The organism is Cupriavidus sp. D39, from assembly GCF_026627925.1.
GTDB lineage: Bacteria > Pseudomonadota > Gammaproteobacteria > Burkholderiales > Burkholderiaceae > Cupriavidus > Cupriavidus ulmosensis.
The window spans coordinates 1,819,488-1,832,221 of sequence record NZ_JAPNLE010000009.1 but is presented as its reverse complement, the minus strand read 5'-3'; the positions used below and the strand labels follow the sequence as shown (position 1 = coordinate 1,832,221).

The 12,734-nt window shown below is 65.4% G+C and carries 10 protein-coding genes, 1 tRNA gene and 1 pseudogene; 7 read left to right on the top strand and 5 right to left on the bottom strand.

Annotated features, from left to right (window positions below; all coding sequences use genetic code 11):
• Positions 1-10: 10 nt before the first annotated feature.
• From OMK73_RS20425 to OMK73_RS20415, 3 genes are all read left to right on the top strand, one after another.
• A complete protein-coding gene (locus OMK73_RS20425) occupies positions 11-832 on the top strand; it encodes an IclR family transcriptional regulator (protein WP_267603715.1) in 822 nt (273 codons plus the stop codon).
• A gap of 367 nt (positions 833-1,199) precedes the next feature.
• Positions 1,200-1,451 (top strand): hypothetical protein, encoded by a 252-nt coding sequence (locus OMK73_RS20420; RefSeq protein ID WP_267606655.1) that lies wholly within the window; start codon positions 1,200-1,202, stop codon positions 1,449-1,451.
• 236 nt (positions 1,452-1,687) lie between these two features.
• Complete coding sequence (locus OMK73_RS20415; protein WP_267603714.1) at positions 1,688-2,281, top strand: ParB-like protein; 594 nt, start codon at positions 1,688-1,690, stop codon at positions 2,279-2,281.
• A gap of 71 nt (positions 2,282-2,352) precedes the next feature.
• On the opposite strand, the gene OMK73_RS20410 is transcribed toward OMK73_RS20415, so the two are convergent.
• The 5 genes from OMK73_RS20410 to OMK73_RS20390 all read right to left on the bottom strand — a co-directional run bounded on the left by OMK73_RS20410 (position 2,353) and on the right by OMK73_RS20390 (position 5,318).
• The gene (locus tag OMK73_RS20410) at positions 2,353-2,625 is read right to left on the bottom strand and encodes a hypothetical protein (RefSeq protein ID WP_267606444.1); all 273 of its coding nucleotides are present in this window, start codon (positions 2,623-2,625) and stop codon (positions 2,353-2,355) included.
• Between the two features lie 369 nt (positions 2,626-2,994).
• Positions 2,995-3,069 (bottom strand) — tRNA-Val (locus OMK73_RS20405).
• A 129-nt stretch (positions 3,070-3,198) separates the two neighbouring features.
• Complete coding sequence (gene dnaQ / locus OMK73_RS20400; protein WP_267603713.1) at positions 3,199-3,921, bottom strand: DNA polymerase III subunit epsilon; 723 nt, start codon at positions 3,919-3,921, stop codon at positions 3,199-3,201.
• A 62-nt stretch (positions 3,922-3,983) separates the two neighbouring features.
• A complete protein-coding gene (gene rnhA / locus OMK73_RS20395; protein ID WP_267606443.1) occupies positions 3,984-4,421 on the bottom strand; it encodes a ribonuclease HI in 438 nt (145 codons plus the stop codon).
• Between the two features lie 105 nt (positions 4,422-4,526).
• On the bottom strand, positions 4,527-5,318 hold the full coding sequence (locus tag OMK73_RS20390) for a class I SAM-dependent methyltransferase (RefSeq protein WP_267603712.1): 792 nt from the start codon (positions 5,316-5,318) through the stop codon (positions 4,527-4,529).
• Positions 5,319-5,328: 10 nt separating this feature from the next.
• Here OMK73_RS20390 and gloB point away from each other — a divergent pair, with 10 nt between their 5' ends.
• From gloB to OMK73_RS20370, 4 genes and pseudogenes are all read left to right on the top strand, one after another.
• Positions 5,329-6,132: a hydroxyacylglutathione hydrolase gene (gloB, locus tag OMK73_RS20385; protein ID WP_267603711.1), complete on the top strand. Its 804-nt coding sequence runs from the start codon at positions 5,329-5,331 to the stop codon at positions 6,130-6,132.
• A gap of 191 nt (positions 6,133-6,323) precedes the next feature.
• Positions 6,324-8,102, top strand: a complete 1,779-nt coding sequence (locus tag OMK73_RS20380) for a transglycosylase SLT domain-containing protein (protein WP_267603710.1) — start codon at positions 6,324-6,326, stop codon at positions 8,100-8,102.
• 98 nt (positions 8,103-8,200) lie between these two features.
• Positions 8,201-10,144 carry a propionate--CoA ligase gene (locus OMK73_RS20375; RefSeq protein ID WP_267606442.1) on the top strand — a complete coding sequence of 648 codons (1,944 nt, stop codon included), beginning with the start codon at positions 8,201-8,203 and terminating at the stop codon, positions 10,142-10,144.
• A gap of 198 nt (positions 10,145-10,342) precedes the next feature.
• Positions 10,343-12,732 (top strand): annotated as a pseudogene (locus OMK73_RS20370) (bifunctional salicylyl-CoA 5-hydroxylase/oxidoreductase).
• Positions 12,733-12,734: the final 2 nt, after the last annotated feature.

The following is a 12,734-nucleotide window of genomic DNA, read 5'->3' as shown; positions in this document are numbered from 1 at the left end:
AGATATCACCATGACAGATGCCCTCGAGCCTACCGATCTCCAGGACAAGTACATCGTGCCGGGGCTTGAACGCGGCCTGCGCCTGCTGGGCGAGTTCAGCCGCAACGAGCGGACCCTGTCGGCCGCCGAACTGGCGCGCCGGCTGCAGGTTCCGCGCTCAACCGTGTTTCGCCTGCTGACCACGCTGGAGATGATGGGCTTTGTCGAGCGCACCGATGGCGGCCGCGAATTCCGGCTCGGCATGGCGGTACTGCGCCTTGGCTTCGACTACCTCGCCTCGCTGGAGCTGACCGAACTCGGCCGGCCGCTGCTGGACCGGCTGCGCGACGCAATCAACTACCCGTGCAACCTGGTGGTGCGGGACGGCCGCTCCATCGTCTACGTGGCCAAGTCCGTGGCGCCGACGCCGTTCGCCAGCTCGGTCAACGTCGGCACTCGCCTGCCGGCGCATGCCACCGTGCTAGGCCGTGTGCTGCTTGAAGACCTGACGCTGGCCGAGCTGCGCGAACTCTATCCCGAGCCGCAGCTGGAAGTCTTCTCGGAGAGCACACCCAAGACCGTTGAAGCGTTGTTCGACATGGTCCAGCGCGACCGCCAGCGTGGCTACGTGCTGCAGGAAGGCTTCTTCGAAACCAGCATCTCGACCATCGCCGCGCCGGTGCGTGACCGCAGCGGCAAGGTAGTGGCGGCGCTCGGCGCCACGATCCCGGCTTCGCGGATCGATCCGGAGCGGCTCGATGGCATGGTGGAACAGGTGAGGAGTGCTGCGGGAGAGCTTTCCCGCTTGCTCGACTATCGGCCGTCGGAAGGTGGGGCAGTGGTTAATCTGTAGGGCGCTGGCCTGACCAGCGCCATCGGCTGGACGCCTGGGAGTAACGGGAAAGTGCCGCGCCTTGCGCGTGCCGCGCAAATCCGGCATTGAACCAGGCAGGGACCTGGAATGTGCACTGGAAATTCGTGTCTAACTACACGAACGCGTCAGGAATTGGCGATGAGCACATGTATCAGAAGCCTCACAATCGGTGCGGCCATAACGCTGGCCGGGTGCGCGGCAGTGCCCGCTTATGACGGCTATGGCTACGGCTATCCGGCCGAAGACACTTATCCTTACGGCGCTTACTATCCCGCTTACCCCTATGGCCCCTACTACGACTACGACTGGTGGCCTGGATTTTATGGGGGCGGTGCCGTGTTCTTCCATGGCGGTGGTCACGGCGGTGAAGGTCATCACGGTCGTGGCGGCGAAGGCCATGGAGGTCATGAAGGCCATGAAGGCCATGGTGATCATGGCGGGCATGGCGAGGGGCATGGCGGCGGTCATGAAGGCGGCGGTCATGAAGGTGGTGGTCATGGCGGCGGCCATGGTGGCGGCCATGGTCGATGAGCGTTGGAGCAGGCCCCATCGGAGCCCATCATGCCGTTCCTCACCCTACTTATCGTTGCCCTGCTGATCGTCGGGGTGTACACGTTCGCGATCCGGACAATCTTTCATCGCGAACCTAGGGCACGGGGGGCGCCTGTCCGGCGTTGCCGCCGGCCCTACCGGCGCACCTGACGCCCAGGCGAACCCCCATCCGGCTTGACCGCGGCTTGACTGCCTTGCGGGCACCCGTCCCTTATTCCTTCCGATTGTGGGCGATATGCCTGCTAATCTTGTCTTGTGCAGAAAATTGAAGAGGAGGGCAACATGTCAACTGTGCGCGAATCCTTGATTCATCAACTCCACCCGACGCAGCTAACGGTGGGCATGATCGAAGTACAGGACAAGAAGAAACACCTGGCCTCGCTAAAGCCTGCCGAGCAGCGCGAATTCCTGCAGGCCCACCCTATCCCGGCGGTGAGCGGGCCAGGCGGCAAGCTTTACATCACCGATCACCATCATCTTGGGCGGGCTGCCCTGGAAGCGGGCGTCACCACCGGCTTTTTCACCGTGGAGGCGGATCTGTCGGCTTGCGCGCAGGACGATTTCTGGGCAGAGATGGACAAGAACCTATGGGTTCATCCCCTGGACGAACACGGCGTGAGGCACTACTACGCTGCGGTTCCCAATCACCTGGAGAAACTGGTCGACGATCCGTATCGGTCGCTGGCCGGGTATGTGCGAGACGCTGGTGGCTATACCAAGACGCCTACCTCCTTTGCGGAGTTCGTTTGGGCGGACTTCTTTCGCCGCTCCATCGCCGTCGAGGACCTGAGCGCTGACTTCCACGCCGCGGTCCAGCAAGCCATCACGCTGGCAAAAGGCAAGCTGGCTGCCGGCCTGCCAGGATACAAGGTGTAGTCGGCACCAAAGGAGGCAAAAGGAAGCAAAAGGGGCCGAAGCCCCTTCTACCTATTCCAGCAAGGCACCAGTTATTGACCGATTTGCCCGCTGACTGCATTTTCCTGGTGGTTGAGCGTTCGCTGTTCCTGCCGCGTGATATGCCCGCCATTCTGGCTTGCCATGATGCGTTCTTCCTGGCGGATCTGACCATCTCGATGGTGCAGCGCGGCGGCCTGGCGGTGGGTCAGCTCGCCTTCCTTGACCTCCTGGTGGATGCGCTTGTTTTGGTTGGCGAGGCGGTTATTGACCTGCTCGCGGCGGGGATGGTTTCTTTCCCAGCGAGAATCCTTCTCGTTGGCCATTGCGCCTCCAGCGAGGCTGGCTGCAAAAACCGCGACTGCCACGCTACCCAGAATCTTCTTAGCAAACATTGCGACGCTCCCCTTGGTTGATGATGTCCGGCGGCAAGTGCCGAACATGTCCAACTAACGCCAGGGAAACGGGGCGGGATGACGCCTTGCCTGAGTGGAGTTGTAACGCAGTATTTCCCGCAATGGCTGAGCAAATGATTGGCTGAGCCCCCCAGCCTGGGCCACCGGATCTCGCTCTGTGCCAGGGCAGGGATGTTGGGTATCGATGGCGTACGTTGGCCAACGCCGGACAACAAAAAACCCAGAGAGCTTTCGCTGTCTGGGTTTCTTGGCAACGTAGGCAGTTGCTAGCCACTAATTTGGTGGGTGGTACAGGGATTGAACCTGTGACCCCTGCCGTGTGAAGGCAGTGCTCTACCGCTGAGCTAACCACCCCTGCTGCTGCGTTGTTGCTGCCGTGCTGCAGAGAAACAAGATTATGTCAGCGCCGTTGTATCTTGTAAAGCCCTTCCTGGAAATTTCTGCAAAAAATCCATCGGGCTACTTTCGGTCGGCTTATGCCGTTTATGCCGCTTCGCTCGCCGGCGGTGCTTCTTTCCATACGACCTTGCCGCCGCTCGCCTTTTCCAGCTGCTTGAGCACCGCCAGGTGGGCGGTGGCTTCTTCCTCGCTGGCCATCAGCACGGGCAGGTCGAGGCGGGAGAGGTCGGTGGCGGCCACTGCGTCGCTCTCGGCGCCGCCGCCGTCGAGCATGTCGATCACCAGCGAGTTCTGGCCGCGCGTCATGGCGAGGTAGACCTCGGCCAGCAGCTCCGCATCGAGCAATGCGCCGTGCAGGGTACGGTGGGCGTTGCTGACGCCGAGGCGGTCGCACAGGGCGTCGAGCGAGTTGCGCTTGCCGGGGAACATCTGGCGGGCTTCGCGCAGGGTGTCGATCACATTGCCGGCGTGCTCGCGGAACGGCGGCAACCCGACCAGCTTGAACTCCATGTCCAGGAAGCCAAGGTCGAAGGGCGCGTTGTGGATGATCAGTTCGGCGTCCTGGACGAAGTCCCGGATCTCGTTGACCACCTGCGCAAACTTGGGCTTGTCGGCCAGGAAGTCCACGGTGATGCCGTGCACCGCGATCGCGCCTTCGTCGATATCGCGTTCCGGGTTAACGTAGAAGTGCAGATGCCTGCCCGTGAGGCGGCGATTGAGCAGCTCCACGCAGCCGATTTCAATCAGGCGGTCGCCGGTGGCGGCGCTCAGGCCGGTGGTTTCTGTGTCGAGAACGATCTGTCGCATGGCGGGCATTCTAACCGGTGGGACGGGGGAGTCGGGCCGGTGTGGGTCGGTATGGGCCGGCTTTATCCCTTGAGCGAGTCGACGCCGCGGTTGGCGAGGGCGTCGGCGCGTTCGTTGCCGGGGTGGCCGTTGTGGCCACGCACCCAGTGCCAGGTAATGTCGTGCTGCTGGGCCAGCTTGTCCATTTCCTGCCAGAGGTCGGCGTTCTTCACCGGTTTCTTCTCGGCGGTCTTCCATCCGCGTGCCTTCCAGCCCGGCAGCCATTCGCCGATGCCCTTTTGCACGTATTGCGAGTCGGTGTAGACCTTGATCCGGCAGCGGCGCTTGAGCGCGCGCAGGGCCTCGATCACGGCGGTCATTTCCATGCGGTTGTTGGTGGTGAGGGCTTCGCCGCCGAACAGTTCTTTCTCGTTGGTGCCGCAGACCAGCACGGCGCCCCAACCGCCGCGCCCGGGGTTGCCTTTGCAGGCGCCGTCCGAATAGATGATGACGTCTTCGATTTCGCTGGGTTCCATTGGGTATTGGCTAAGGGCTAAGCTAAGGGTGGCACCGCGATGCGGCGGGGCCAACCGGGGTGATTGGGGTGCGGCGGCGCGTGATGGCGCTTAATGCTCGTCGCCGGGGGATTTGCCGTGGGTGCCCGTGGGCGTCGCCACCGGCGCGGCCACTGGCGACAGCGCGGCCTTGGCGCTCTTCCAGGCGGGGCCGACCAGGCGGATATTGCGCACGCGCTTGACCGCCGAGATCATATAGACTGAACCGAAGATCGGCCACCAGCGGTCGCCGGCCTTCTCCATGAAGGCGGCGCGCTGCAGCCAGCGTTCCGTGTGGTACGGCGGGCAATAGCAGCCGAACCGGCCGCGGATAATATCGAAACCCAGGAGTTTGAGCCAGTCCTTGATGCGCACGAAGCCGATGGACTGGCTGTCGTTGGGCAGGAAGGGGTCGGCGCCGAGCCGCCTGAGGCCCTGGCGGGCGCCCCACAGGCTCATGGGGTTGAAGCAGGTCACCACCACCCGGCCTTCCGGCATCAGCACGCGGGACACTTCGCGCAGCACCTCGTGCGGGTCTTCCGAAAATTCCAGGATGTGGGGCAGGGTGATCAGGTCGATGCTTTGCGTCTCGAACGGCAGTTCGTCGAAGCGGCACAGCAACTGGCGCGAATCGGCCTGGGCTCGTGGGCCATGGGGCCCGTTGCCGGGGGCAAGGGCCAGTGCGGAGAACGGCATGCGGTTCTCGCGCAGGGTGTCGATGTGCGGCAGGCCGAGCTGCACCGCGTGGTAGCCGAAGATATCCACCACGGTCCGGTCGTACTGTGCCTGCTCCCACTGGAGCATGTATTGCCCGGGAGGCGAGGCAAGCCAGTCTTCCCAATTTATAATCGGACGCTTGGACATAGGAGCACGCATGTTGAAGGTGGAGCCGATTCCCGCATTCCAGGATAACTATATCTGGGCAATCCACGACGGTCACTGGGCCGCCGTGGTCGACCCGGGCGAAGCCGCGCCGGTCGAAGCCTTCCTGGCACGCGAGGGGCTGACGCTGGGCGCTATTGTAATCACCCACCACCACGGCGATCACCAGGGCGGGGTGGCCGGGTTGCTGGCGGCGCATCCCACCGCGCCGGATGGCGCCCCGTTGCCCGTCATCGGCCCGGCCGGCGAACGCATCGGCGCTCGCACCGTGGCGGTGCGGGAAGGCGATACCGTGGACGTGGCGCACCCTGCGCTGCAACTGAAGGTGCTCGACGTGCCGGGCCATACCGCCGGCCACGTCGCGTATGTGGCGGACCTGGCGGGCGCAGGCCCGGCGGTGTTCTGCGGCGATACGCTGTTTGCCAGCGGCTGCGGCCGCCTGTTCGAGGGCTCGCCGGCGCAGATGCTGGCCTCGCTGGACAAGCTGGCGGCGCTGCCCGGCCCCACCCGGGTGTATTGCGCCCACGAGTACACCCGCAGCAATGTGCGGTTCGCCCGCGCGGTGGAGCCGGATAATGCCGAACTGGCAGCCTGGGAGGCGCGCGTGGATGCATTGCGCGCGGTCGGCACGCCGACCGTGCCGACCACCATCGGGCAGGAGCGCGAGGTCAATCCCTTCCTGCGCTCGCGCGTGCCCGCGGTGCGCCAGGCGGTGGCGGCCCACGCCGGCGGGGTGGCCGGCAATGACGCGGCGGCCTTTGGCGCGCTGCGCGGCTGGAAAGATAATTTCCGCTGAATCATGATTGGGCGGACCGCCCTCGGTGCGCCCGCCAGATTTGGGCGCGCCTTGCCGGGACGGCTGTTTTCCCGTGCCCATACGTCCCTGCCGGCCTCGGCCCAGCGCCGCGGCAGGGAGAATTTCATTGACGCGAAAGCCGCTTTTTCTTAGCATCAGGCAAATTTTTAGCGTCACGATTTGAGAACTTAATGAAAATTGGTCGATTACTGGCGGTAGTTGCGTGTGCCGCGCTGCTTGCAGCGTGTGCCAGCACGCCCACCCCGCCTGATGGCGCCGATGGCGCCGCTGCGACCGCCTCCGCTTCCAAACCTGCGATTTCCAAGCCCGACCCGCTCAATTCGATCAACAGCGCAGCCGTCATTAACATGGACCGCGACAGCCTGGACTGGCTGCGCGGGCCGTCGAGCGACATCTGGGACCGCATCCGCCGCGGCTTTGGCATGCCGGACCTGGAAGGCACGCTGGTTGACGATCGCACGCAGTGGTACGCGCAGCGCCCGGAATACATGGAACGGATGGTGGGGCGCTCAAGCCGCTACCTCTATCACATCGTGGAGGAGCTGGAGCGCCGCAAGATGCCTACCGAGCTGGCGCTGCTGCCCTTCGTGGAGAGCGCATTCAACCCGCAGGCCGAGTCCACCGCCAAGGCGGCCGGCATGTGGCAGTTCATTCCCAGCACCGGCAAGAGCTACAACCTGAAGCAGAACATGTTCCGCGACGAGCGGCGCGATGTGCTGGCCTCGACGGATGCGGCGCTGGATTACCTGGCGCGGCTGTACGACATGTTCGGCGACTGGCAACTGGCGCTGGCGGCGTACAACTGGGGCGAGGGCGCGGTCTCGCGCGCCATCGCGCGTAACCAGGCGCGCGGGCTGCCGACCGACTACGCCAGCTTGAACATGCCCAACGAGACGCGCTACTACGTGCCCAAGCTGCAGGCGGTCAAGAACATCATCGCCAATCCCCAGATGTACGGGGTGAAGCTGCCGGATATTCCCGACCACCCGTACTTTGTCACGGTGACCACCTCGCGCGACATCGACGTCAAGCTGGCAGCCAAGCTCGCCAACCTGCCGCTCGACGAGTTCAAGGCGCTCAACCCGTCCTTCAACCGGCCGGTGATCCTGGGCGCGGCAAATCCGCAGATCCTGTTGCCGTTCGATAACGCCGAGCGCTTCCAGTACAACCTGAACACCTACCGGGGCGGCCTGTCGAGCTGGACGGCGGTGACGGTGGATAACCGCGAGCGCATCGAGGCGCTGGCGGCGCGGCTGAATATCGACGCGGACACGATTCGCGAGATCAACCGCATTCCCAAGGGCATGCGGCTGAAGGCCGGCTCGACCGTGGTAGTGCCGCGCTCCGAAGATCGCAACCAGGACATCAGCGCCACGCTGGCTGAAAGCGCCACGATGGCCATGGAGCCGGATGTGCCGGACGCACGTCGCGTGGTGGTGCGGGCTGGGCGGCGCGATACGGTGGTAACGCTCGCGCATCGCTATGGCGTGTCGGCTGGCCAGGTGCAGTCCTGGAACAAGCTCTCCGGCACCAAGCTGGTGGCGGGGCAGAGCCTGGTGCTGATGGTGCCGGCGCGCTCGGCGGCCCGCTTCGCCAGCGCGCCCGACCCGGCGCCCAGCGCTTCCGCAGTGGTCCCGGTGCGGGCCGAGGCGGTGCGGGGGCTGCCAAGGGCCGTGCCGCGCCACGCCAGCGCGTGGTGGTCGAGGTGGCGCCGCGCAAGGGCGCCGCGGTTGCGGCAAGGTCGTCGGCCAAGGCCGCGCCGACCGTTTCGGCAGCCAAGGCCAGCGCCAAGCCGGCCAGTGCCAAGTCGGCTGGCAAATCGGCGGCGGGGCCGGCGAAGTCCAAGGCGCACGCTCGCTGAAGCGGGGATGGGTTTGAGCCAGATCAAGGGCGTGCCAATGGCACGCCCTTTTGCTTGGTGTGGCGCATCAACGGTAAGCCTTGCGTAAGGCGGCGTGCCCAGACTTGCAGGAGCCGGTCGCCGGCCTCGGCAAGCCCATGCGTGGGATGCCATGCACCCGTAGTGGTGGCAAACTAGGGGCAATAAATCCACAAAGCAACAAACCAACAACCCGCATCCAAGCGGAGGAGACAAGCCATGACGGCTACCCGTGCCCTGCACGCCCGCTCGTTGAGCGACCCTGAAGGTTTCTGGGCCGAACAGGCTCGCCGCATCGACTGGGAAACCTCGTTCGACACCGTGCTGGACGATAGCCGGCCGCCATTCACCCGGTGGTTCGTCGGCGGCCGCACCAACCTTTGCCACAACGCTGTCGATCGCCACCTGGCCGAGCGCGCGGACCAGGCCGCCCTGATCTACGTGTCGACCGAAACGGGCCAGCACCGCACCTACAGCTACGCCGAGCTGCACGACGAGGTCAACCGCATGGCCGCGATCCTGCAGCAGATGGGCGTGGTCAAGGGCGACCGCGTGCTGATCTACATGCCGATGATTCCCGAGGCCGCGTTTGCCATGCTGGCCTGCGCGCGCATCGGTGCCATTCATTCCGTGGTGTTCGGCGGCTTTGCCTCGGTGAGCCTGGCCGCCCGCATCGACGATGCGCGGCCGCGCGTGATCGTCAGCGCGGATGCCGGCTCGCGCGCCGGCAAGGTGGTGCCCTACAAGCCGTTGCTGGATGAGGCGGTGAACCTGGCCGCGCACAAGCCGGAGCGCGTGTTGCTGGCGGATCGCCAGCTTTGCCCGATGACGCTCATGCCCGGCCGCGATGAAGACTATGGCGCCTGGCGCGAGCGCGTGGGCGCGGCGCGCGTGCCGTGCGTGTGGCTTGAATCGAGCGAGCCGTCCTATGTGCTCTACACGTCCGGCACCACGGGCAAGCCCAAGGGCGTGCAGCGCGATACCGGTGGCTACGCGGTCGCGCTGGCGGCCTCGATGGACTACATCTTCTGCGGCAAGGCTGGCGACACCATGTTCTCCAGTTCCGATATCGGCTGGGTGGTCGGGCACAGCTATATCGTCTACGGGCCGCTGCTGGTGGGCATGGCTACGGTCATGTACGAGGGCACGCCGATCCGCCCGGACGGCGGCATCCTGTGGCAACTGGTCGAGCAGTACCACGTCAACATCATGTTCAGCGCGCCCACCGCCATCCGCGTGCTGAAGAAGCAGGATCCCGCCTGGCTCACGCGCTACGACCTGTCCAGCCTGCGCCTGCTGTTCCTGGCCGGCGAGCCGCTCGACGAGCCCACGGCGAGCTGGATCCAGCAGGGCATCGGCAAGCCGGTGGTGGACAACTACTGGCAGACCGAGACGGGCTGGCCGATCATCGCCATCCAGCGCGGCATCGACCCGCTGCCGGCCAAGCTGGGCTCGCCTGGCGTGCCGGTCTACGGCTACGACCTGAAGATCGTCGACGAGGCTACCGGCGCCGAATGCCCGCCGGGGCAGAAGGGCTTGGTCGCCATCGACGGGCCGCTGCCGCCGGGCTGCATGACCACGGTGTGGGGCGACGACGAACGCTTCGTCAAGACGTATTGGTCCGGCGTGCCGGGACGGCGCTGCTATTCCACGTTCGACTGGGGCGTGCAGGACGAGGATGGCTATATCTTTATCCTCGGCCGTACCGACGATGTGATCAATGTGGCGGGCCACCGCCTGGGCACGCGCGAGATCGAGGAGAGCATTTCTTCGCACCCGGCGGTGGCCGAGGTGGCTGTGGTGGGCGTGCACGATGCGCTCAAGGGCCAGGTGGCAATGGCCTTTGTCATCGTGCGCGACGCGGGCCGTACCGCTACCCAGGCCGACCGGCTGGCGCTGGAGGGCGATGTGATGAAAACGGTGGATCAGCAACTGGGCGCGGTGGCGCGCCCGGCGCGCGTGTTCTTTGTCAATGTGCTGCCCAAGACGCGCTCCGGCAAGCTGCTGCGCCGCGCCATGCAGGCGGTGGCGGAAGGGCGCGACCCGGGCGATCTGACCACGATTGAGGATCCCACCGCACTCGCGCAACTGCAGGCGGCGATGCAAGGCTGAAGGCGGAGGCGCCCGCCCTCCGGCGGGCGCTGCACTGCGCAAAAGATTGTGCTTGCCAGGGGTGCGCATGCGGACTAATATTTTAAGTATCAAATATTTAAGCATGATCTAGATGCGCTACCGCGCATCGCATGTGCCGCACGGCTCTCCTGGAACTCAGAATCCCAAGGGGCGGACCGGCACGCAGGAGACGAAAAAATGCGAGTGCTGTGTATTGGCGGCGGCCCCTCGGGCCTGTACTTCGGCTTGCTGATGAAGCTGCGGGACCCATCCAACGAGGTCTACGTGGTGGAACGCAACCGCCCCTATGACACCTTCGGCTGGGGCGTGGTGTTCTCCGACGCCACCATGGACAACCTCAGGCAGGCCGACCCGGTCAGCGCGGAGCAGATCAACGCGGCGTTCAACCACTGGGACGATATCGACATCCATATCGGCGGGCGCACCCTGCGCTCCGGCGGGCATGGCTTTATCGGCATCGGCCGCAAGCGCCTGCTCAATATCCTGCAGGCACGCTGCGAGGCACTCGGCGTGCACCTGGTGTTCGAGACCGACGTGACGGACGACCAGGCGCTGGCGCAGCAATACCGGGCCGACCTCGTGATCGCCTCCGATGGCATCAACAGCCGCGTGCGCGGGCGCTATGCCGAGACCTTCCAGCCCGATATCGATACCCGCCAGTGCCGCTTTGTCTGGCTCGGCACGCGCAAGCTGTTCGACGCCTTCACCTTTGCCTTTGAAAAAACCGAGCACGGCTGGTTCCAGGCCCATGCCTACCGCTTTGACGACAACACGTCGACGTTTATCGTCGAGGCGCCCGAAGACGTGTGGCGTGCCGCCGGCATCGAGCAGATGAGCCAGGAAGAGGGCGTGGCGTATTGCGAACGGCTGTTCGCACGCTACCTGGACGGCAACGCACTGATCAGCAACGCCACGCACCTGCGCGGTTCTGCCAACTGGATCCGCTTCCCCCGTGTGATCTGCGGCACCTGGTGCGCTGGAACACGCTGGCCGATGGCCGCCGCGTGCCGGTGGTGCTGATGGGCGACGCCGCGCACACCGCGCATTTCTCCATCGGCTCCGGCACCAAGCTGGCGCTGGAAGACGCCATCGACCTGGCCAACAATATCCGCGATGCCGGCGCCGGCGGCGCCGACGTACTACCGCAGGCGCTGGAGCGCTACCAGGCCACCCGCAGCGTCGAAGTACTCAAGATCCAGAATGCCGCGCGCAACTCCACCGAGTGGTTCGAGAATGTCGAGCGCTACGCCGGCATGGCCCCGGAGCAGTTCGCCTATTCGCTGCTGACGCGCTCGCAGCGCATCTCGCACGAGAACCTGCGCGTGCGGGATCCCGGCTACGTCGAGGGCTTCGAGCGCTGGCTGGCGGGGCAGGCGGCTGCCAACGTCGCCAATGTCACCAGCACCGCGCAGGCGGCACAGGCCCGCGCGGTGCCGCCGATGTTCACGCCGTTCCGCGTGCGCAACGTCACCTTGAAGAACCGCGTGGTGGTGTCGCCGATGGCCATGTACTCCTGCGAGGACGGCGTGCCGGGCGACTTCCACCTGACGCACCTGGGCGCGCGTGCGCTCGGCGGCGCGGGCATGGTGGTGGCGGAGATGACCTGCACCTCGCCGGATGCGCGCATCACCCCCGGCTGCCCGGGTTTGTGGAACGACGCGCAGCGCGACGCCTGGCGCCGCATTGTCGACTTCGTGCACGCCAACAGCGACGCGCGCATCGCCATGCAGATCGGGCATGCCGGACGCAAGGGTTCGACCCAGCTTGGCTGGGAACAGATGGACTATCCGCTCGCCAGCGGCAACTGGCCGGTGATGTCGGCCTCGCCATTGCCGTACATGCCGGGCGTGTCGCAAGTACCGCGCGAGATGAGCCGCGCCGACATGGATGCCGTGCGCGATGATTTCGTGGACAGCGCGCGGCGTGCTGCCGAAGCCGGGTTCGACTGGCTGGAACTGCACTGTGCCCACGGCTACCTGCTCTCCAGCTTTATCTCGCCGCTGACCAACCAGCGCACGGACGAATACGGCGGCTCGCTGGCGGCGCGGCTGCGCTACCCGCTCGAAGTCTTCGCTGCCGTGCGCGCCGTATGGCCGCAGGAGCGCCCGATGTCCGTGCGGATCTCGGCCCATGACTGGGTCGAAGGCGGCATCACGCCCGACGACGCGATCGAGATCGCGCGCGCCTTCAAGGCAGCCGGCGCCGACATGATCGACTGCTCCTCTGGGCAGGTGAGCCCGGACCAGGCGCCGGTCTATGGGCGCATGTACCAGACGCCGTTTGCCGACCGTATCCGCAACGAAGCCGGCATCGCCACGATTGCCGTCGGCGCGATCTTCGAGGCGGACCACGTCGACAGCATCATCGCCGCCGGCCGTGCGGACCTGTGCGCGATTGCGCGTCCGCACCTGGCGGATCCCGCCTGGACCATTCATGAGGCGGCGCGGCTGGGACATCGCGACCTGGCATGGCCCAAGCAATACCAGGCCGGCAAGCGTCAGCTCGAAACCAATCTCGAACGCGCGGCACAACAAGCGCAGCAAGCCCGCCAGCCAGAGGATCACTGAGC

Excerpts from the sequence above, each read along its gene's own strand:
- OMK73_RS20410 (WP_267606444.1), bottom strand. The coding sequence starts at position 2,625 with ATGGCCAACGAGAAGGATTCTCGCTGGGAAAGAAACCATCCCCGCCGC.
- OMK73_RS20380 (WP_267603710.1), top strand. The coding sequence starts at position 6,324 with ATGAAAATTGGTCGATTACTGGCGGTAGTTGCGTGTGCCGCGCTGCTT.
- OMK73_RS20415 (WP_267603714.1), top strand. The coding sequence starts at position 1,688 with ATGTCAACTGTGCGCGAATCCTTGATTCATCAACTCCACCCGACGCAG.
- OMK73_RS20425 (WP_267603715.1), top strand. The coding sequence starts at position 11 with ATGACAGATGCCCTCGAGCCTACCGATCTCCAGGACAAGTACATCGTG.
- OMK73_RS20420 (WP_267606655.1), top strand. The coding sequence starts at position 1,200 with ATGGCGGTGGTCACGGCGGTGAAGGTCATCACGGTCGTGGCGGCGAAG.
- dnaQ (WP_267603713.1), bottom strand. The coding sequence starts at position 3,921 with ATGCGACAGATCGTTCTCGACACAGAAACCACCGGCCTGAGCGCCGCC.
- OMK73_RS20390 (WP_267603712.1), bottom strand. The coding sequence starts at position 5,318 with ATGTCCAAGCGTCCGATTATAAATTGGGAAGACTGGCTTGCCTCGCCT.
- gloB (WP_267603711.1), top strand. The coding sequence starts at position 5,329 with ATGTTGAAGGTGGAGCCGATTCCCGCATTCCAGGATAACTATATCTGG.